Source organism: Nocardiopsis sp. YSL2 (assembly GCF_030555055.1).
Lineage (GTDB): Bacteria > Actinomycetota > Actinomycetes > Streptosporangiales > Streptosporangiaceae > Nocardiopsis.
On the sequence record NZ_JAMOAO010000001.1, the window covers coordinates 4,812,926 to 4,830,780 of the forward strand.

Here is a 17,855-nt window from a genome sequence, read left to right on the forward strand (position 1 = left end):
GGCGCAGGGGCACGGCATCCCTTCGGGCCGTGGCCGGTCCGTAGGGGAGGTCCAGGGTTGTGAACTGGTCGGAGAACGACGTGGCGGCGAAGACCGCACCCGTCGGCGAGGAGGACCTCGTCGACCCGGTGACCAACCCTTGGGGCACGACACGCAACACGGGGGCGGATCTGCACACGACAAGACCGGAACGAACCTATCCGGAGCCCGAGCCGCTCGACGAACACGGCCCGGCACGGATTGTAGCACTGTGTAATCAAAAGGGTGGCGTCGGTAAGACCACCACCACCATCAACCTCGGCGCGGCCATCGCGGAGTGCGGCCGACGCGTGCTGCTGGTCGACTTCGACCCGCAGGGAGCGCTCTCGGTCGGCCTCGGCCGGCTGGACCCGCGTGAGCTGGACCTGACCGTCTACAACCTGCTCATGCAGCGGGACGTGGCGGTCGAGGACGTCCTGCTCAAGACCGATATCGAGGGTCTCGACCTCATCCCGAGCAACATCGACCTGTCGGCCGCCGAGGTCCAGCTGGTCGGTGAGGTGGCGCGTGAGCAGATGCTCGGCCGCGCGCTGCGCCCGGTCATCGACGACTACGACGTCGTCCTGATCGACTGCCAGCCGTCGCTGGGCCTGCTGACCGTCAACGCGCTCACCGCGGCCGACGGCGTCATCGTGCCGCTGGAGTGCGAGTTCTTCGCGCTGCGCGGTGTGGCCCTGCTGATGGACACCATCCAGAAGGTCCAGGAGCGCCTCAACGAGGACCTGGTCATCGACGGCTTCCTGGGCACCATGTACGACCCGCGCACGCTCCACGCGCGCGAGGTGCTGTCCACGATCATCGACGGATTCGGCGACAAGGTGTACGGGACGGTCATCAACCGCACCGTGCGCTTCCCGGACGCCACCGTGGCGGGCGAACCCATCACCAGGTTCGACTCGTCATCGGCCGGGGCCAACGCCTATCGGGATCTGGCCAAGGAGGTGCTGGCGAGGTGGCCTCTCAGCGGTCACGGCGCGTGACCCTACCGGGGGCGGACGAACTGTTCTTCCGCCCCTCCGGCGGCGCGGAGGAAGCGCCGCCCGCGGAGACCGAACGCCAGTACACGGCACCGGAGCAGAAGAGTCCGCCCGAGACGACGGCGCGCCGCAGGCGCAGGATCATCGCCCAGCCGGACGGTGCGCCCAAGCCGAGCGGACGCCAGCGTCATGACGAGAAGATCACCGTCTACATCTCCGGGCCCGAACTGCTGGCCCTGGAACAGACCCGGCTCTCGCTGCGCGCGGAGCACGGGCTGTCGGCCGACCGCGGCCGCCTCGTCCGCGAGGCCGTCGCGGTCCTGCTGGCCGATTTCGAGGAGAACGGCCAGACCAGCATGCTGGTCAGGCGACTGAGCGAGGACTAGCAGCACCCGCACTGGCATCGGAGGGGGTGCCGGTTCGGGAACGAAGGGACGCGGGTGTCACCGGTCGGATCCGACCGGTGACACCCTTGACTCATGAGTGAGACGACGCGGGGCCGCGGTCATGGCGGCTGAGGGGGACCACGGAGGCGACGACGCCGACGAGGTGGACGAGCACGCCTTCCAAGTGCACCTGGACAACTTCGAGGGACCGTTCGACCTCCTCCTCGGGCTGATCTCCAAGCACAAGCTGGACATCACCGAGGTGTCGCTGTCGAAGGTCACCGACGAGTTCATCGCGCACATCCGGGCGCACGGGGACGCCTGGGACCTGGACCAGGCGAGCAACTTCCTGCTGGTCGCGGCCACCCTGCTGGACCTGAAGGCGGCCCGGCTGCTGCCGCGCGGCGACGTGGAGGACGAGGGCGACCTGGCACTGCTGGAGGCCCGCGACCTGCTGTTCGCCCGCCTGCTGCAGTACCGGGCCTACAAGGAGGTCGCGGCCCTGATGCGCGACCGGCTGGCATCGCAGGGGCGCAGGTACGCGCGGGCGGTGCAGTTGGAGGAGCGGTTCGCCTCGATGCGGCCGGACGTGCTGTTCAAGCTCGGCCCGCAGAAGTTCGCGGCGCTCGCCGGGATGGTGTTCACCCCCAAGGAGCCGCCGAGCGTTCCGGTCACGCACATCCACCAGACCAAGACCTCCGTCAGGGAGCAGGGCGAGCTCGTGGTGGCGGCCCTGCGCGAGCACGGGCGGCTGACGTTCGTCGAGCTGACCGACGGCTGTACCGGTACCTTCGAGGTCGTCGCCCGTTTCCTATCCCTGCTGGAGCTGTACCGTGCCAGCAACGTGGCCTTCGACCAGCCCGAACCGCTGGGCGAACTCATCGTGACCTGGACCGGCGGCGACGCCGAGGTCGAGGTGGAAACCGAGTACGACGACACCGTGGAGGCCGAGTGAGCGCCGACGGCACGACCGATGTGGGTGATCTCTCCGCAGCGCCCCCGCCCACCCTGCGCCGCGATCTGGAGGCGGTGCTGATGGTGGTGGACCAGCCGGTGTCGGAGTACGAGCTGGCCCGCGCCCTGGACGTCCCTTTGGACGTGGTGACCCGGACGCTGGAGGACCTGTCGAGGGAATACACCGAGCAGGGGCGCGGTTTCGACCTGAGGGCGGTGGCCGAAGGGTGGCGTGTGTACACGCGGCCCGAATGCGCCGACGTCGTCGAGCACTTCCTCAAGGAGGGCCAGGAGGTGCGGCTCACCCAGGCCGCGCTCGAGACGATGGCGGTGGTGGCCTACCGACAGCCGGTCTCCCGGGGCAGGGTCTCCGCCGTACGCGGTGTCAACTGCGACGGGGTTATGCGTACCCTCGTACTGAGGGGCCTGATCGAAGAGGCCGGACACGATTCCGAATCCGGTGCGCTGCTGTATCGGACCACCTCCTATTTCCTGGAACGGTTGGGCCTGCGAGGCCTCGACGAGCTGCCTGATCTGGCGCCGTTCCTCCCCGACGACATCGAAGGTCTAGACGACACCGGTGAGCACACCTAACGACAGTTCCCGCGGTGCGCGGGACGACGCCCCGCGCGGTGAGCGCGGCGACTACGACAAGCGCGGCGGCCAGGGCGGCCGCGGCGAGAGGGGCGACGACCGGTCGCGCGGCGGATTCCGCGGCGACCGGGGCCCCCGCAACCGAGACGACCGCCGTTCCTTCGGCGGAGACCGTGACCGCGACCGGCGGGACGACCGTCGCGGTGGCGGGTTCCAGGGTCGTGATGACCGTGACCGCGGCCGTGACCGGGGCGCGCGGGACCAGCGCGACGACCGTGGCCGTGGCGGTTACCAGGGTTCGCGTGACCAGGGCGGTGACCGCCGTTCCTTCGGCGGCGACCGTGGCCGCGACCGGAGGGACGACCGCGGCGGCTACCGGGGCTCCCGCGAGCAGGGCGATGACCGCCGTTCCTTCGGCGGCGACCGTGGCCGCGACCGGAGGGACGACCGCGGCGGCTACCGGGGCTCCCGCGAGCAGGGCGATGACCGCCGTTCCTTCGCGGGCGACCGTGACCGTGGCGGTTACAGGGGTTCGCGTGACCAGGGCGGCGACCGTGGCCGTGGCGGTTACCAGGGTCGCGATGACCGCCGTGGCGGTGGTTACCAGAACCGTGACGACCGCGACCGCGGTGGCTTCAAGGGTCCGCGCGATCAGCGTGACGACCGTGGCCGCGGTGGCTACCAGGGTCGCGATGACCGGGGCGGCTACAGGGGCTCGCGCGATCAGCGTGATGACCGTCGTTCCTTCACCGGCGACCGTGACCGGCGGGACGACCGCGGTGGCTTCAAGGGTTCGCGTGACCAGGGCGGCGACCGCGGCCGTGGCGGTTACCAGGGTCGTGATGACCGCCGTGGCGGTTACCAGGGTCGTGACGACCGCCGTGGCGGTTACCAGGGTCGTGATGACCGCCGTGGCGGTGGTTACCAGAACCGTGACGACCGCGACCGCGGTGGCTTCAAGGGTCCGCGCGATCAGCGTGACGACCGTGGCCGCGGTGGCTACCAGGGTCGTGACGACCGGGGCGGCTACAAGGGCTCCCGTGACCAGGGCGGCGACCGCCGTTCCTTCGGGGGAGACCGTGACCGCGACCGGCGGGACGACCGCCGTCCGGACGACCGGCCCCGCAAGCGTGACGCCGCCCCCGCGGCCGGTGTCACGAAGGAGAGCCAGCTGTCCAAGGCGGCCCGTGAGCGCCTCAGCGCGCTGCGCGCCGACTACAACCCCAAGGACGAGGACCACCTCGGCGAGGACCGCGACTCCTACAGCGACGTCCAGGGCGGCATCCGCCTCCAGAAGGCCCTCGCCGCCGCCGGTGTGGCCAGCCGCCGCGCCAGCGAGGAGATGATCGCCGCCGGCCGCGTCTCCGTGGACGGACAGGTCGTCCGGCGCTTCGGCGCCCGCGTCGACCCCGAGGCCTCGGAGATCCGTGTCGACGGCATGCGTGTCGTCACCGCCCCGGACAAGCTCTACTTCGCGCTCAACAAGCCGCGCGGAGTGGTCAGCACCATGTGGGACCCGGAGGGCCGCCCGACGCTGGCCGACTACACCGGCCAGACCGAGGAGCGCATCTTCCACGTCGGTCGTCTCGACACCGAGACCGAGGGCCTGATCCTGCTGACCAACGACGGTGAGCTGGCCAACCGCCTGACCCACCCGCGCTACAAGGTCGTCAAGACCTACGTGGCCATGGTCCCGGGCCCGGTTCCCCAGCGCGTGGTCCGCGAGGTCAACAAGGGCGTCGAGCTCGACGACGGACCGGTCGAGGTCGACTCGTTCCGCGTCGTCGACAACGACGCGCCCAAGGCCATGGTGGAGATCCGCCTGCACGAGGGGCGCAAGCACATCGTGCGCCGCCTGATGGAGGCCGTCGGCCACCCGGTCGCCGACCTCGCCCGCACCCAGGTCGGACCCATCGACCTGAACGCCCTCCAGCAGGGCACCATGCGGGCGCTGACCTCGCGCGAGGTGGGCGAACTCTACGCGGCCGCCGGCCTGTAGATACAGTTGACGGCGGTCACCGCGCGGACTCCCTCCGTGGTGGTGGCCGCCGTTCCCTTATCCGGGGCACGGCCGGACGGAGCAAGGATGAGGCGGGATCGAACGTGGCGGTACGGGCCATCCGCGGTGCGGTGCAGGTCGACGCGGACGAACGCGAGCAGGTGTTGGAGGCCACGGCCGAACTGGTCTCCGAGGTGATGCGCCGCAACGAGCTCGTCACCGACGACGTGATCAGCGTGCTCTTCACGGCCACCCCTGATCTGACCTCCGAGTTCCCGGCACTGGCCGCGCGCAAGCTCGGATTCGCGGACGTGCCCCTCATGTGCGCGAGCGAGATCGACGTCCCGCACGCCCTGCCGCGCGTGGTGCGCCTGATGGCCCACGTGGAGACCGACCGGCCGCGGTCGGAGGTCCAGCACGTCTACCTGCGCGGCGCGCAGGCCCTGCGGTTGGACATCGCGCAGTAGCACGGAGGCCGTTCTCCCCGGTGAGGCCATACGCTGGGAGGACACACGCACGTCGGAGAGCGGGAGAGCAGTGGGTAACAGCAAGGGCGCCGACGAGGTCGCGGACCACCGGCCCTCCGTGAGCCGGGTCGCGGTGGTCGGGACCGGGCTCATCGGTACGTCGATCGCGCTCGCGCTGCGCGCCCGGGGGGTCGACGTGCTGTTGTCGGACCCGGACGCGGCGTCGGTGCGCCTGGCCAGCGACCTCGGGGCCGGCCGGGCCCTGGACGAGTCGGCGCAGGCCCGCCCCGTCGACATCGCGGTCATCGCCGCGCCGCCCGCGGTGATCCCCGCGGTCCTGCGCGGTGCCCAGGACCGCGGTCTCGCGCACGTGTACACCGACGTGGCCAGTGTGAAGGCGAGCGTGCTCGCCGAGGCCGAGCGGCTCGGCTGCGACATGGCCACGTTCGTGCCCGGCCACCCCATGGGCGGCCGGGAGAAGCACGGGCCGGGAGCGGCCCGGGCGGACCTGTTCCTCGGGCGTTCGTGGGCCCTGTGCCCGACCGGCAAGGCGGGCCCCGAGACCGTCGCCGCCGTCGCCGAGCTGGCGAGGATGTGCGGCGCGGACCCGCTCGTGCTGGAGGCGGAGGCGCACGACCGCGCGGTCGCACTGGTCTCGCACGCTCCGCACGTGGCCTCCTCCGCGGTGGCCGCCCGGCTGCTGTCGGGCGACGACACCGCGCTCACCCTCGCCGGGCAGGGCGTGCGCGACGTGACGCGCGTCGCCGGCGGGGATCCGGCCATGTGGACCGAGATCCTCACGCACAACGCCGTCCCGGTGGCCGACGTCCTGCACGGGATGGCCGCCGACCTGGCCGCGACGGCCGACGCGCTGCGGGCCCTGGCGGGGTCCGGCGGCGGGGGCGGGGACGACGCCCTGGAGCCGGTACGCGACCTCCTCGCCCGGGGCCGCTCCGGTCAGGAGCGCCTGCCCGGCAAGCACGGCGGGGTCAAGCTGCCCGACTACACCGTGCTCCCGGTCGTCATCCCCGACGAGCCCGGTGTGCTGGGGCGCATGTTCGCCGTGGCGGCCGACGCCGGGGTCAACATCGAGGACGTCCGTATCGAGCACACCCCGGGCCTGCCGTTGGGCGTGGCCCAGTTGTACGTGCTGCCCGCCGCAGTGGACCCGCTCGCCCGAGCGCTGGCCGACGACGGCTGGTCGGTGCACACCGGGGCCTGAGAGCACGGGGTTCGGGGCGGACGCCGCCAGGGGTAAGCTGGTGCGTCGGCAGGCGGTATCGGTAGCGGGGAGACAGCGGCAGTGAGCGTGCAGGACGGCAACCAGGGCATCGTCATCGCGATCGACGGTCCCTCCGGGTCGGGCAAGTCGAGCACGGCCAAGGGCGTCGCCCGGGCGCGGGACCTGCGCTACCTGGACACCGGGGCGATGTACCGGGCCCTGACCTGGTGGATGCTCGACCACGGGGTGGACGTCAACGACGCCGCCGCGGTGGCCGCGCTCGTCGAGCGGCCCGTCATCGAGATGGGCACCGACCCCTCCGCGCCCACCGTGAGCGTCGACGGCCGCGACGTGGCCGCCGAGATCCGCGGCAAGGACGTCACCGGCAGTGTCAGCGCCGTCTCGGCCGTGCCGGAGGCGCGTGCGCTGCTGGTGCGCACCCAGCGCGAGGTCATCGACGCGGCCCGGCGCGAGAGCGCGGGCATCGTGGTCGAGGGCCGTGACATCACGACCGTGGTCGCGCCGGAGGCGCCGGTCAAGCTGTTCCTGACCGCGAGCGCGGAGGCCCGTGCGATGCGGCGCAGCAAGGAGGTCCGCACCAGCGACGTCGCCGCCACGCAGGCCGATTTGGCGCGGCGTGACAAGCTGGACTCCAGCCGGGCGCACTCGCCGCTGACCCAGACCGCCGACGCCACCGAGCTCGACACGACCGGGCTGAGCCTGGACGAGGTCATCGGTCTGGTCGTGAAGCTGGCGGACGAGGTCGGCGAGGTCCGTCAGGCCTAGCCATCCGCCACACACGCCGTGGCGGTGTCCGGACCGGGACCACGTCCCGGAACCGGGAGCCCGGGGACGGGCGTGGTTCGTCGGTCCCCGACGCGGAGCCGTGCCGGTCAGACCGGTCACATCAACCCGTCTCCACCCCTCACGGGGAACAGACGAACATCCGCGGGGGTTCTTCCCCGTGGCCAGTACACGGGTGCCGTCGGCATCCGTGCGGCGCGTCCGCGCCTCAGAGCGCGGACACCGACCATGCACGTTCCCGCGGCACGCATCCTGGGCGCGCGGGAACCTACGTACCGGGAGAGCAGTACATGAGTGACTTCGACATGTCCGACGTGGGCTTCGACGAGGAGCAGGACGGCGTCGCGCCGGCCCTGCCCGTCGTGGCCGTGGTCGGGCGGCCCAACGTGGGCAAGTCCAGTCTCGTCAACCGCATCATCGGCCGCCGTGAGGCCGTGGTGGAGGACGTGCCGGGCGTGACCCGGGACCGCGTCGCCTACGACGCCGAGTGGCAGAACGCGAAGTTCACTCTCGTGGACACCGGCGGCTGGGAGACCAGTGTGACCGGTCTCGCCTCGATGGTCGCCCGCCAGGCCGAGTACGCCGCGCAGACCGCCGACGTGGTCCTGTTCGTGGTCGACGCGACCGTGGGCATCACCGACGCCGACGCGGCCGTGACCCGCGTCCTGCGGTCGACCAAGCGCCCGGTCGTGCTCGCCGCCAACAAGGTCGACGGCCAGATGCAGGAGTCGGACGCCCTCGACCTGTGGAACCTCGGTATGGGGCAGCCCTTCGCCATCAGCGCCCTGCACGGGCGCGGCACGGGCGACATGCTCGACGCCGTCGTCTCCGCCTTCCCCGAGACCCCCGAGGGTTCGACCGACGACGAGGCCGAGGACGGCCCGTCCCGGATCGCCCTGGTGGGGCGGCCCAACGTGGGCAAGTCCAGCCTGCTCAACCGGCTGGCCGGCGAGGACCGTGTCGTCGTGGACTCGGTGGCCGGGACCACGCGTGACGCCGTCGACGAGCTGATCGAGCTCGGTGGCAAGACCTGGAAGTTCATCGACACCGCCGGCATCCGCCGACGGTTCCGCGCCCTGCAGGGCGCGGACTACTACGCGACCATGCGTACCGGTTCCGCGCTGGAGCGGGCCGAGGTGGCCGTGGTCCTGATGGACGTCAGCGAGCCGCTGGCGGAGCAGGACATCCGGGTCGTGGAGCAGGTCGTGGAGGCCGGGCGCGGCCTGGTCCTGGCGTTCAACAAGTGGGACATCCTCGACGAGGAGCGCCGGATCTACCTGGAGAAGGAGATCGACCGCCAGTTGGCGCGGGTCGCCTGGGCTCCGCGGGTGAACATCTCCGCGCAGACCGGCCGCCACATGGAGAAGCTGGTCCCGGCGATCGAGACGAGCCTGGCCGGGTGGGAGCAGCGCATCCCGACGGGTCAGCTCAACAACTGGCTCAAGGAGCTGGTGGCGGCCACTCCGCCGCCGGTGCGCGGCGGCAAGCAGCCCAAGATCCTGTTCGCGACGCAGGCGGGTGCGCGTCCGCCGCACTTCATCCTGTTCACGACGGGGTTCCTCGAGGAGAACTACCGCCGCTTCATCGAGCGCCGTCTGCGTGAGGACTTCGGGTTCGAGGGGTCGCCGCTGCACATCAGCATGCGCATCCGTGAGAAGAAGGGCGCGACCCCGGGGCGCGCCTCGAAGGGAAGCGTGCGTCCGGACCGCAAGCCGCGCGGCCGCCGCTGAGGTCCGACCGGTGACGTGACGTGGGGGCGCCTCCCGTGGGGGAGGCGCCCCCGTCGTGTGCCCGGGGCCGGATGGAGGTCCGGAGCCCGGCGTCCGGTGCCGCCACCTGGGGGCACCCGGGTCAGCCGTCCGCGGGCAGGCGGCGGACGTTGCTGGGCCGCGGGGAGGGCATCCCGTCCCCGTCCCTGCGCGGGTAGGGCAGCCGGGCGGCCAGTGCCGGGTCGCGGTCGGGGACGGGGATGTGCGGGGCGCCCGGGAGCGGCTCTCCCGCGCTCTCCTTCATCCGCCACACCACCACGAGGCCCACCGCGCCCGCGGCCATGACCAGCCACGCCGGAGAGTACAGGTTGCCGGTCGACCGGACGAGCGACTCGGCGATCAGCGGTGTCGTACCGCCGAACAGCGCGACGGAGACATTGAACCCGATGGCCAGGGCGCCGTAGCGCACCCTGGTGGGGAAGAGCGCGGGCAGGGAGGCCGGGGCGCTGCCGGAGAAGTGCACCAGTGTCAGGGCCAGGACGAGCACACCGAGGGCGACCGCGACCAGGCTGCCGCGCTGGAGGAGCCAGAAGGCCGGCAGTGACAGCGCGATGGAGGCCAGGCACCCCGACAGCAGGACGGGTCTGCGTCCCACGCGGTCGCTCAGACGCCCGAAGAACGTCACCGCGACGAGCATGAACACCATGGCGGTCAGTGTCATGACCAGTCCCAGGGCGGAGCTGTAGCCGAGTTCGGCGTTGAGGTAGGTGGGCAGGTAGGCCGTCACCATGTAGTTGTTGACATTGAAGGCCATGACCAGACCGACGCACAGCAGCAGTGCGGGCCACTGGCCGATGATCGTCTCCCTGAACTGACCCGTGCGGCGGTGCCCCTCGGCGTCCTTGGCGAAGCCCTCCGTCTCCTGCGAGAAGACCGGTGTCTCCTCCAGCTTCAGACGCAGGTACAGGCCGACCGCGCCCAGCGGCAGGGCGAGCAGGAAGGGCACCCGCCAGCCCCAGTCCGTCATGGTGTCCGATCCCAGCAGCAGGGTCATGAGGGTGACGACCGAGGCTCCGCCGACGTAACCGCTGACCGTGCCGAACTCCAGCCAGGACGCGAGGAAGCCGCGGCGGCGGTCGGGCGCGTACTCGGCGATGAAGGTCGTGGCGCCGCCGTACTCGCCGCCCGTGGAGAAGCCCTGGACCATGCGGGCGGCGAGCAGGAGGAGGGGCGCGGCGATGCCGATGGTGGCGGCCGACGGGATGAGGCCGATGGAGAAGGTGCCGACCGCCATCAGGAGCATGGTGACGGCCAGGATCCGCTGACGGCCGACGCGGTCGCCGAGCGGACCGAAGAACAGGCCGCCGAGGGGGCGCACGAGGAAGGCCGCGGCGAAGGTGGTGAAGGTCGCGATGAGCTGCACGCCCTGGGACTGGGACGGGTAGAAGACCAGGCCGATGGTGACGGCGAGGTAGCTGTAGACGCCGAAGTCGTACCATTCGGTGGCGTTGCCGATGGCGGCCGCCGTGACCGCCCTGCGCGTGGTCCGGTGATCGGTCACCAGGGTCGGTGTCCGATGGCTCTGGTGGTCGCTCACGTGTGCCCCCTCGGAGTTGTCACTCACAGCACATGGTAAATCACCATAAGTGAGAACATCGTGGACATCACTCGTGTCGTGACGGGGGTAGCGTGACAGGAGAGGCGGAAGGGGAACGCATGCACAAGGTGCTCGTGAGCGCTTGCCTGATGGGCCGACGGGTCCGCTACGACGGGCGGGCCAAGACGGTCGAGGACGGCGCTCTCGACCGCTGGAGGGCCGAGGGGCGGCTCGTCGTGCACTGCCCGGAGATCGCGGGCGGTCTGCCGGTGCCGCGGCCCCCGGCCGAGATCGAACCCGGTGCCGACGCCGACATGGTCCTCGACGGCCGGGCCCGCATCCTCACCCCCGAAGGGGCCGACGTGAGCGACCACTTCGTCTCGGGAGCCCGTTCCGCACTGGCGACCGCCCAGACCCACGGAGTGGCCGTGGCGATCCTGAAGGAGTCCAGCCCCTCGTGCGGATCCCACGAGGTCTACGACGGCACGTTCGGGGGCCGCAAGGTGCCCGGTGCCGGAGTCACGGCGCGCCTGCTCACCGAGCGGGGCGTCGCGGTGTTCAACGAGAACCAGATCGCGGAGGCCGTCGCCCACCTGGAGCGCCTGGACGGCGCCGGGCGCGCCTGAGGCCGTCCAGTGCCCGCGGGGGCGCCGCGCGGGCGGCATCCGTCATGGTCGTTCCCGGTAGGAGGAGAGCCGGTCGCGGGCCTCGGTGTAGGTGTCCAGGTCGATCTCCCCGGAGGCGAACCTGCGGTCCAGGATCTCCTCCGGTGTCTCACGGGACGCGCTCGTCCGCTGGGGCCCCTCACGTCGGGTGTCCGTGTTCACCGCGAACCGTGCGACCAGCCACACGACCAGGCCGATCACCACGATCCACACCAGCGGCATGACGGCCATCCAGATCCAGCTCGTCTGGTTCCAGTACATCATCGTGCCCGCCTCCTCGTAGTCTCGTCGAGACCATCGTGTGCGGACCGTGTCCGGGGCGGCTAGGGTCGCACGGTCCGGAACACGTGCCGTTCGTCCCGGGAGGCCGGGTCGCGAGGCGGGTCCGGGCGGGCGCGCCCTCCGGCGCACTCGGTACGAGCCGCGACGTGACCGGGGCGGCCGCGGGGTGCCCCCGCCGGCGGCGCGGACACGGCCGTGCCGAAGCCGGGAGGGGCGGTCGCACCGGGATTCCTGGTGTGAGCGCCCCGGATCGTGCGGTAGAGTTTCACCTGTTGGCGGGGCCGGAGACGGCACTCGCCCAGCGGCCGGGACGTAGCGCAGTTTGGTAGCGCACTTGACTGGGGGTCAAGGGGTCGTGGGTTCAAATCCCGCCGTCCCGACAGAGAAGTAGCAGGTCACGGAGGGGCTCGTCGTCAGACGGGCCCCTCTCTGCGTTCCGGGGTACGGGGACGCGAGTCGGAGGCGACGGCCCGCGGTCGATGCGGCACGGCGCGTGTCGGTCGACGAACGCCTGGTGACGAAGGTTGCAAGTCCGGCATTAGGTATATTGCGGCAAGATCTCGTATTGTCTCCCGTGCACCCGCCGACCCGTTGGCACCTTCACGCTGGTGCCGTGAGTGGCGTGAGCCGGCGCCGGGCCCCCTCCGCCCCGCCCCACCCCCGTGGCTACTCGCGTCTCGGGCTCGCTCGCGGTACGACCCATGGAGCTCGCATGAACAGCACCCCCGTCCCGTCCCCCGCCGATGCCTCGCGCCGCCGAGGCGGGCACGCGGGCGGCAGAGTCCTGGCGCTGGCGCTGGCGGCCGTGCTCGTCGCGCCGACGGCGGCCCACGCGGAACCCGACCTCGACGACCTGGACCTCGACGAGCTCACCGAGCGGGCGGAGGATCTGGAGGAGTCCTACGACGGCGAGCTCCTGCAGTTCACCGAGATCAAGGAGCGCGCGGAGCGGGCCGAGGCGGACCTGGAGGAGGTCGAGGAGCAACTCGACGACTCGCGCTCCAGCGTGGTCCACATCGCCGCCGGCCGGTACAAGAGCTCCGGACTGGACCCCGCGCTGGAGATGTTCTTCAGCTCCTCTCCCGAGCAGATGTTCCAGGACGCGGCCGCGGTCGAGCAGCTCGGCCGGACCCAGTCGGGCCGGATCTCCGAGCTGGTGGACCTGCAGGCCGAGCGTGCGGAGGCCGCGGAGACGGCCGCCGAGGAGCTCGCGGAGGCCGAGGAGCTGATCGACACCCTGGAGGACCAGCGCGAGGAGGTCGAGGAGGCCATCGAGCGCTACAAGGCCGAGCAGGTGCCCCCTGAGCCGGAGACCGGGGCCTCGGCCACCTCGGGCACCATCCCGGCGAGCGTCAAGGGTGTGGGCTTCGACGGCGCGACCCCGCGCATGGCCGCGATCCGCGACGAGGTCATTCTCAACGTCGGCGTCCCCTACGAGGTCATGTGCCTGCGCAACAGCGCCGACGACCACGGATCGGGTCAGGCGTGCGACTTCATGGTGGCGGCGATCGGCACCCACCCCAGCGCGGGCAACCGCTCCACGGGCAACGCCATCGCCCAGTACGCCATCGACAACGCCAGCCGGCTGGGCGTCAAGTACGTGATCTGGGAGCAGCGGATCTGGCAGCCGACCACCGGCCAGTGGAAGGCGATGAGCGACCGTGGCAGCGTGACGGAGAACCACTACGACCACGTGCACATCTCGTCCTACTGACAGGAGGACGAATCCCGTCCGCCGCGGAATCCGTCCTCCGTGTGGAGGACCCGTGCTCTGGCCGGGCCAGAAGCCCTTCGCGCCCCACCGGGCGCGACGGCCGCCGACGCCCTCACCGGCCCGGGACGCCGCGGCCGGGCCGGACCCGGCGGCCACCTCCTCGGCCTCAGCACGAGGTCCCATGGTGATCGGCCGCCCGGGACAGCGGAGGGCGCAGCCCGGCTCCTACTGCGGGCTCAGCGCCTGCGCGGGCTCGGCCGCGCGCGCGTCGTAGCGTTCACGTGCCTCGGTGATCTCCTCCATGTGGTCCTCGGCCCACGCGCGGAAGGCTTCCATGAGCACGACCAGGTCCCGCCCGAGAGGTGTCAGTGAGTACTCCACCTGTGGCGGTGTGGTGGGAAACACCCGGCGGTCCACCAGGCCGGCGCGCTCCAGATCGCGCAGGGTCCGGGTGAGCATCTTCTGCGTGATGCCGTCGAGGCGGCGGCGCAGCGCCCCGAAGCGCATCGGTTCGTCCGGAAGCGCGCCGATGACGAGGCAGACCCACTTGCTGGACAGCAGGTCGAGGATGTTGCGGGACGCGCAGTTGCGGAGATAGGCGTCGGCCCCACCATGTTCTGCCAGTTCAGGGACGGTATACACAGGGTACCTACCAGACTTTTAAGTGCCTTCTATACAACGGATACCTTATCCGGAAGGCTCGGGGACATGACAGAGCAGCAGATGCGTATCGTTCAGCAGCAGACACTGGGTGGACCCGAGGTCCTGGAAGTCGCCCAGGTCCCCGTGCCCGATCTGGGCGCCACCCGAATCCTGGTCCGCGTGCACGCGGCCGGGGTCAACCCGGTCGACTGGAAGCTCCGGCAGCACGGGTACTGGCTCACGCCCCCCTTCTCCCAGGGATTCGACGTCTCGGGGGTGGTCGTGGCCGTCTCCCAGGGGTCGAGCCGGTTCTCGGTCGGCGACGAGGTCTACGGAATGCCCAACTACCCGGACGTGCCCGACGCCTACGCCGACTACGTGGCCGCTCCGGCCCGGCGCTTCGCACGCAAGCCCGCCGCCCTCGACCACGTCCACGCCTCCGCCCTGCCGTTGGCCTCGCTCACCGCGTGGCAGGCGCTGGTCGACACCGCCGGGGTGGAGGCCGGCCAGCGCGTCCTGGTGCACGCCGCGGCGGGCGGAGTGGGCCACCTGGCCGTGCAGATCGCCAAGGCCAGGGGCGCCCACGTCATCGGCACGGCCAGCGCCGCCAAGCACGCGATGCTGCGGGAGCTGGGCGCCGACGAGCTGGTGGACTACACCTCCGTCGACTTCGCGCAGACGGTCAGCGACGTCGACGTGGTGCTCGACGGTATCGGCGGTGACTACCTGGAGCGGTCGCTGAGCGTGCTCCGGCCGGACGGGCTGTACATCGGTGTGTCCAATCCCCTCGACGAGGAGATGATCGTCCAGGCGGCCACCGCGGCGGGCGTTCGCGGTGCCACCGTCTGCATCGAGCCCGACCACACCCAGCTGGAGGAGGTGACCGCCCTCGTGGAGGCGGGGAAGCTGCGCCCGGTCGTGAGCGAGACCTTCCCCTTGGAGGAGGCCGCCAAGGCACACGAGCACAGCCAGACCGGCCGCACCATGGGCAAGGTCGTCCTCACCGTGGCCTGACCCCGGGACTGTGAGCAGGCGCCCCGCGCGGCCCGCCGACCAGGCGGGCCGGGGCGGGGCGCCCGCCGCGGCCCGGGCGGGCGGTACGAGCCACTCCGGGAATGCGATAAGGTTTTACCCGTTGGCGGGGCCGGAGACGGCACTCGCCCAGCGGCCGGGACGTAGCGCAGTTTGGTAGCGCACTTGACTGGGGGTCAAGGGGTCGTGGGTTCAAATCCCGCCGTCCCGACAGAGAAGTAGCAGGTCATAGAGGGGCTCGTCGTCAGACGGGCCCTTTTCTGCGTCTCCGGTGGGGTGGAAGTGGGGTTGAACCGGGGTCGGGTGGGCGTCAGCCCACGTCGTGCAGGATCTCGTCCATGGCCTTCGCTGCCGACCGGCGTACCGGTCGCAATTGATGCCGGTAGACGCGCTCTGTCGTGTCGGTGCCGTCATGCCCCACGAGCAGCGAGATCTCTTCGATGCTCACGCCGTGGTCCGACAGCAGGGACACGAACGTGTGGCGCAGCTCGCGCACGGTCCCTTCGTTCTCGTTGAGTCCTGCCTTTCTGATGATCTTGCGCAGGTCCCGCAGGACATTGTGGCGGTCCAGCGGGGTCCCGTAGCTCGTGCAGAACACCAGATCGTTGTCCTGCCAGAGTTCGGGTGGGCGTCAGCCCACGTCGTGCAGGATCTCGTCCATGGCCTTCGCTGCCGACCGGCGTACCGGTCGCAATTGATGCCGGTAGACGCGCTCTGTCGTGTCGGTGCCGTCATGCCCCACGAGCAGCGAGATCTCTTCGATGCTCACGCCGTGGTCCGACAGCAGGGACACGAACGTGTGGCGCAGCTCGCGCACGGTCCCTTCGTTCTCGTTGAGTCCTGCCTTTCTGATGATCTTGCGCAGGTCCCGCAGGACATTGTGGCGGTCCAGCGGGGTCCCGTAGCTCGTGCAGAACACCAGATCGTTGTCCTGCCAGAGTTCGGCCGCCGTGAGACGTTCGCGGGCCTGCATCGCCCGATGGGCGTTGATCGCTTTGACGGCGATGCCGGGCAGTTCCAGGGAGCGCCGTGACCGCCTGGTCTTGGTGTCCCCGTCGCCGCGTACCGACGTCCACACGTGGATCGTGGGTACGTCACCGCTGGTGTCGATCTGGTCCCACGTCAGCGCCCGGATCTCCTCGGTTCGCGCGCCGATGACGATGGAGAGCACCAGGTAGGCGTACCACCGTGTGCCCTCGGCCGCACGGAGCACGGAGACCGCCTGTTCCAGCGTCATGGACTTGGAGGGCCGTCCGGGCTTGTCGCCCTTGAGCCTGCCCCGCTGGTCGAGTCTGGCCAGTTCCGCGACGTTGCGGGCGACCATCTCCTGTACCTGTGCGTAGCGGATGGCGCGCTCCAACAGGTTGAGCATCAAGCGCAGCGTCCGCGACGACAGATGCCGCTTGCGTCCCCGCAGCCACGCCAGCACATCGGCCACCCGCAGCTCTGCCAGCAGGTACCGGCCGAGGTAGGGGGTGATGTGGGTGTTGGCGAGCCGTGTGTAGTTGTCCTGGGTGTTGGGGTCCAGGTCCGTGATCTGGTCCCGCAGGAACTCCGCGACGCAGTCGGCGACGGTGTAGCGGGCGGGGGAGTCGACCCCCTGGTCCAGGTCTTCGAGGACCGTGGACAGCTTGTCGTAGAGGGTGTTCTTGTTCTTGCTGCTGACCTTCTTGACCTGGCAGCGGCCGGTGTGCGGGTCCTGCCGGAGGCGGATCTCCGCGCGCCAGAGCTTCTTGGTCCGGTCGAAGTAGACCGAGACGTCGGGCCGGTCGGTCAGGGATGCCCTGGTGGGCTTGCGTGGCGTCCTGGGCACCACTCCTCGTCTTTCCCGGGAACGGTCCCGTACAGCCTAAGCCGGTGCCTGGTCCTCTATGAGCTGGTTGACGTAGCCCTCCAGAGCCGAACGAGGAATGAGCCGCCGACGCCCGACACGGACCGAGGGGAGTTGCCCGGTGGCGATGAGCCTCTTGACCGTGGTCCGTCCCAGACTCAGGGCCTGTGCTGCTTCTTCGATCGAGTACGCGACCTTGTCACCCACTGGCACTGCCTTCCATCGCGATGGTTGCTCTCATCTACTGGTTGCGATCGAGAGGGCCTTTTGCGGCCATGTGCTCGGGGGTCGTGTCGGGATCGTTGCGTACGCAGGGCGTGAGCGGGCAGCAGTGAGCCCCGCCGCTGGCGCGCGGCGGGGCTCATGGGGCGGTTCAGGGTCAGGGCTTCCAGTTCACGGCGCGTTCCACGACGTAGGGCTCCAGATTGCTCACGGTCGCTCCGCACGTGTGGTGGCGCTGGATCTCGACCAGGGCCGAAGCGATCAGGATCGCGCTACGGCGGGCGTCGACCTCGGTGTCTCCGGTGGGGATGACTCGGCGCACGTGGTGGCACTGGGCGCTGTCCACGTCGTGGACGAGTCCGACGACGTAGGTGCGTGCCAGACGCCGAAGCGCGGCCATGCGGGGGATGGGCTGCCGGAACCGGCAGCGGACCCGGGTGCCCTCGGAGTCCGTGGCCTCGGCCTGGAAGGTGATGGACCTCCAGTCCTCGGCGACTTGGGTCACCTTGGCGTTCATGGATCGTGCCCATGATTCGAGCACCGCGCGGTTCTTGGCGGTGAACGTGGTGGTGTCGCTCATCGCTCCTCCCGCATCGCCAGGTAGCAGCGGGTGAGAGCGGCGAGTTCGTCGAACTCACCGGGCTGGTGCTGCGTACGCGAGACCCGAGTCAGCGCATCCACACTCTGACGCTGATGGGTTGAGCGGGGCGTTCGGCGGG

19 protein-coding genes and 2 tRNA genes are annotated in these 17,855 nt (G+C 70.6%); 14 read left to right on the top strand and 7 right to left on the bottom strand.

What is annotated here, in order from left to right:
* Nucleotides 1–59 precede the first annotated feature (59 nt).
* The 9 genes from M1P99_RS21145 (at nt 60) to der (ending at nt 9,172) form a co-directional block, all read left to right on the top strand.
* The gene (locus M1P99_RS21145) at nt 60–1,019 is read left to right on the top strand and encodes a ParA family protein (protein ID WP_304454322.1); all 960 of its coding nucleotides are present in this window, start codon (nt 60–62) and stop codon (nt 1,017–1,019) included.
* Nucleotides 1,016–1,402 (top strand): hypothetical protein, encoded by a 387-nt coding sequence (locus tag M1P99_RS21150; RefSeq protein ID WP_304454323.1) that lies wholly within the window; start codon nt 1,016–1,018, stop codon nt 1,400–1,402. The genes M1P99_RS21145 and M1P99_RS21150 overlap by 4 nt, the downstream gene beginning before the upstream one ends.
* Before the next feature lie 121 nt (nt 1,403–1,523).
* Nucleotides 1,524–2,357 carry a ScpA family protein gene (locus M1P99_RS21155; RefSeq protein ID WP_304455785.1) on the top strand — a complete coding sequence of 278 codons (834 nt, stop codon included), beginning with the start codon at nt 1,524–1,526 and terminating at the stop codon, nt 2,355–2,357.
* Nucleotides 2,354–2,950: an SMC-Scp complex subunit ScpB gene (gene scpB, locus M1P99_RS21160; protein WP_304454324.1), complete on the top strand. Its 597-nt coding sequence runs from the start codon at nt 2,354–2,356 to the stop codon at nt 2,948–2,950. The genes M1P99_RS21155 and scpB overlap by 4 nt, the downstream gene beginning before the upstream one ends.
* Complete coding sequence (locus M1P99_RS21165) at nt 2,937–4,949, top strand: pseudouridine synthase (protein ID WP_304454325.1); 2,013 nt, start codon at nt 2,937–2,939, stop codon at nt 4,947–4,949. Before scpB ends, M1P99_RS21165 begins: the two co-directional genes overlap by 14 nt.
* Before the next feature lie 104 nt (nt 4,950–5,053).
* Nucleotides 5,054–5,416 carry a chorismate mutase gene (gene aroH, locus M1P99_RS21170; protein WP_304454326.1) on the top strand — a complete coding sequence of 121 codons (363 nt, stop codon included), beginning with the start codon at nt 5,054–5,056 and terminating at the stop codon, nt 5,414–5,416.
* Between the two features lie 70 nt (nt 5,417–5,486).
* Nucleotides 5,487–6,638, top strand: coding sequence for a prephenate dehydrogenase (locus tag M1P99_RS21175; protein ID WP_304454327.1), 1,152 nt, complete (start codon nt 5,487–5,489; stop codon nt 6,636–6,638).
* Between the two features lie 81 nt (nt 6,639–6,719).
* Nucleotides 6,720–7,424 carry a (d)CMP kinase gene (gene cmk / locus M1P99_RS21180; protein WP_304454328.1) on the top strand — a complete coding sequence of 235 codons (705 nt, stop codon included), beginning with the start codon at nt 6,720–6,722 and terminating at the stop codon, nt 7,422–7,424.
* 308 nt (nt 7,425–7,732) lie between these two features.
* On the top strand, nt 7,733–9,172 hold the full coding sequence (gene der, locus M1P99_RS21185) for a ribosome biogenesis GTPase Der (RefSeq protein ID WP_304454329.1): 1,440 nt from the start codon (nt 7,733–7,735) through the stop codon (nt 9,170–9,172).
* Nucleotides 9,173–9,293: 121 nt separating this feature from the next.
* On the opposite strand, the gene M1P99_RS21190 is transcribed toward der, so the two are convergent.
* Nucleotides 9,294–10,748, bottom strand: coding sequence for an MFS transporter (locus M1P99_RS21190; protein ID WP_304454330.1), 1,455 nt, complete (start codon nt 10,746–10,748; stop codon nt 9,294–9,296).
* A 119-nt stretch (nt 10,749–10,867) separates the two neighbouring features.
* Here M1P99_RS21190 and M1P99_RS21195 point away from each other — a divergent pair, with 119 nt between their 5' ends.
* Nucleotides 10,868–11,374, top strand: a complete 507-nt coding sequence (locus M1P99_RS21195; RefSeq protein ID WP_304454331.1) for a DUF523 domain-containing protein — start codon at nt 10,868–10,870, stop codon at nt 11,372–11,374.
* A gap of 42 nt (nt 11,375–11,416) precedes the next feature.
* Here the strand turns inward: M1P99_RS21195 and M1P99_RS21200 are convergent, their stop codons facing one another.
* Complete coding sequence (locus M1P99_RS21200) at nt 11,417–11,677, bottom strand: SHOCT domain-containing protein (protein ID WP_304454332.1); 261 nt, start codon at nt 11,675–11,677, stop codon at nt 11,417–11,419.
* Between the two features lie 324 nt (nt 11,678–12,001).
* Between M1P99_RS21200 and M1P99_RS21205 the strand changes: the two genes are divergently transcribed.
* Together M1P99_RS21205 and M1P99_RS21210 are read left to right on the top strand one after the other, a co-directional pair.
* Nucleotides 12,002–12,075: transfer RNA gene (locus M1P99_RS21205), tRNA-Pro, on the top strand.
* 332 nt (nt 12,076–12,407) lie between these two features.
* Nucleotides 12,408–13,409 carry a hypothetical protein gene (locus M1P99_RS21210; RefSeq protein WP_304454333.1) on the top strand — a complete coding sequence of 334 codons (1,002 nt, stop codon included), beginning with the start codon at nt 12,408–12,410 and terminating at the stop codon, nt 13,407–13,409.
* Nucleotides 13,410–13,634: 225 nt separating this feature from the next.
* Here M1P99_RS21210 and M1P99_RS21215 read toward each other — a convergent pair whose 3' ends face one another.
* Nucleotides 13,635–14,051, bottom strand: a complete 417-nt coding sequence (locus M1P99_RS21215; protein ID WP_304454334.1) for a helix-turn-helix domain-containing protein — start codon at nt 14,049–14,051, stop codon at nt 13,635–13,637.
* Between the two features lie 66 nt (nt 14,052–14,117).
* Here M1P99_RS21215 and M1P99_RS21220 point away from each other — a divergent pair, with 66 nt between their 5' ends.
* Nucleotides 14,118–15,065, top strand: coding sequence for an NADP-dependent oxidoreductase (locus M1P99_RS21220; RefSeq protein ID WP_304454335.1), 948 nt, complete (start codon nt 14,118–14,120; stop codon nt 15,063–15,065).
* Nucleotides 15,066–15,220: 155 nt separating this feature from the next.
* Nucleotides 15,221–15,294 (top strand) — tRNA-Pro (locus tag M1P99_RS21225).
* A 99-nt stretch (nt 15,295–15,393) separates the two neighbouring features.
* On the opposite strand, the gene M1P99_RS21230 is transcribed toward M1P99_RS21225, so the two are convergent.
* From M1P99_RS21230 to M1P99_RS21245, 4 genes are all read right to left on the bottom strand, one after another.
* Nucleotides 15,394–15,681: a tyrosine-type recombinase/integrase gene (locus M1P99_RS21230; protein WP_304454336.1), complete on the bottom strand. Its 288-nt coding sequence runs from the start codon at nt 15,679–15,681 to the stop codon at nt 15,394–15,396.
* Nucleotides 15,682–15,714: 33 nt separating this feature from the next.
* On the bottom strand, nt 15,715–16,896 hold the full coding sequence (gene xerC, locus M1P99_RS21235) for a tyrosine recombinase XerC (protein WP_304454337.1): 1,182 nt from the start codon (nt 16,894–16,896) through the stop codon (nt 15,715–15,717).
* A gap of 36 nt (nt 16,897–16,932) precedes the next feature.
* Complete coding sequence (locus M1P99_RS21240; protein ID WP_304454338.1) at nt 16,933–17,121, bottom strand: helix-turn-helix domain-containing protein; 189 nt, start codon at nt 17,119–17,121, stop codon at nt 16,933–16,935.
* Nucleotides 17,122–17,293: 172 nt separating this feature from the next.
* Nucleotides 17,294–17,716, bottom strand: a complete 423-nt coding sequence (locus M1P99_RS21245; RefSeq protein WP_304454339.1) for a hypothetical protein — start codon at nt 17,714–17,716, stop codon at nt 17,294–17,296.
* Nucleotides 17,717–17,855: the final 139 nt, after the last annotated feature.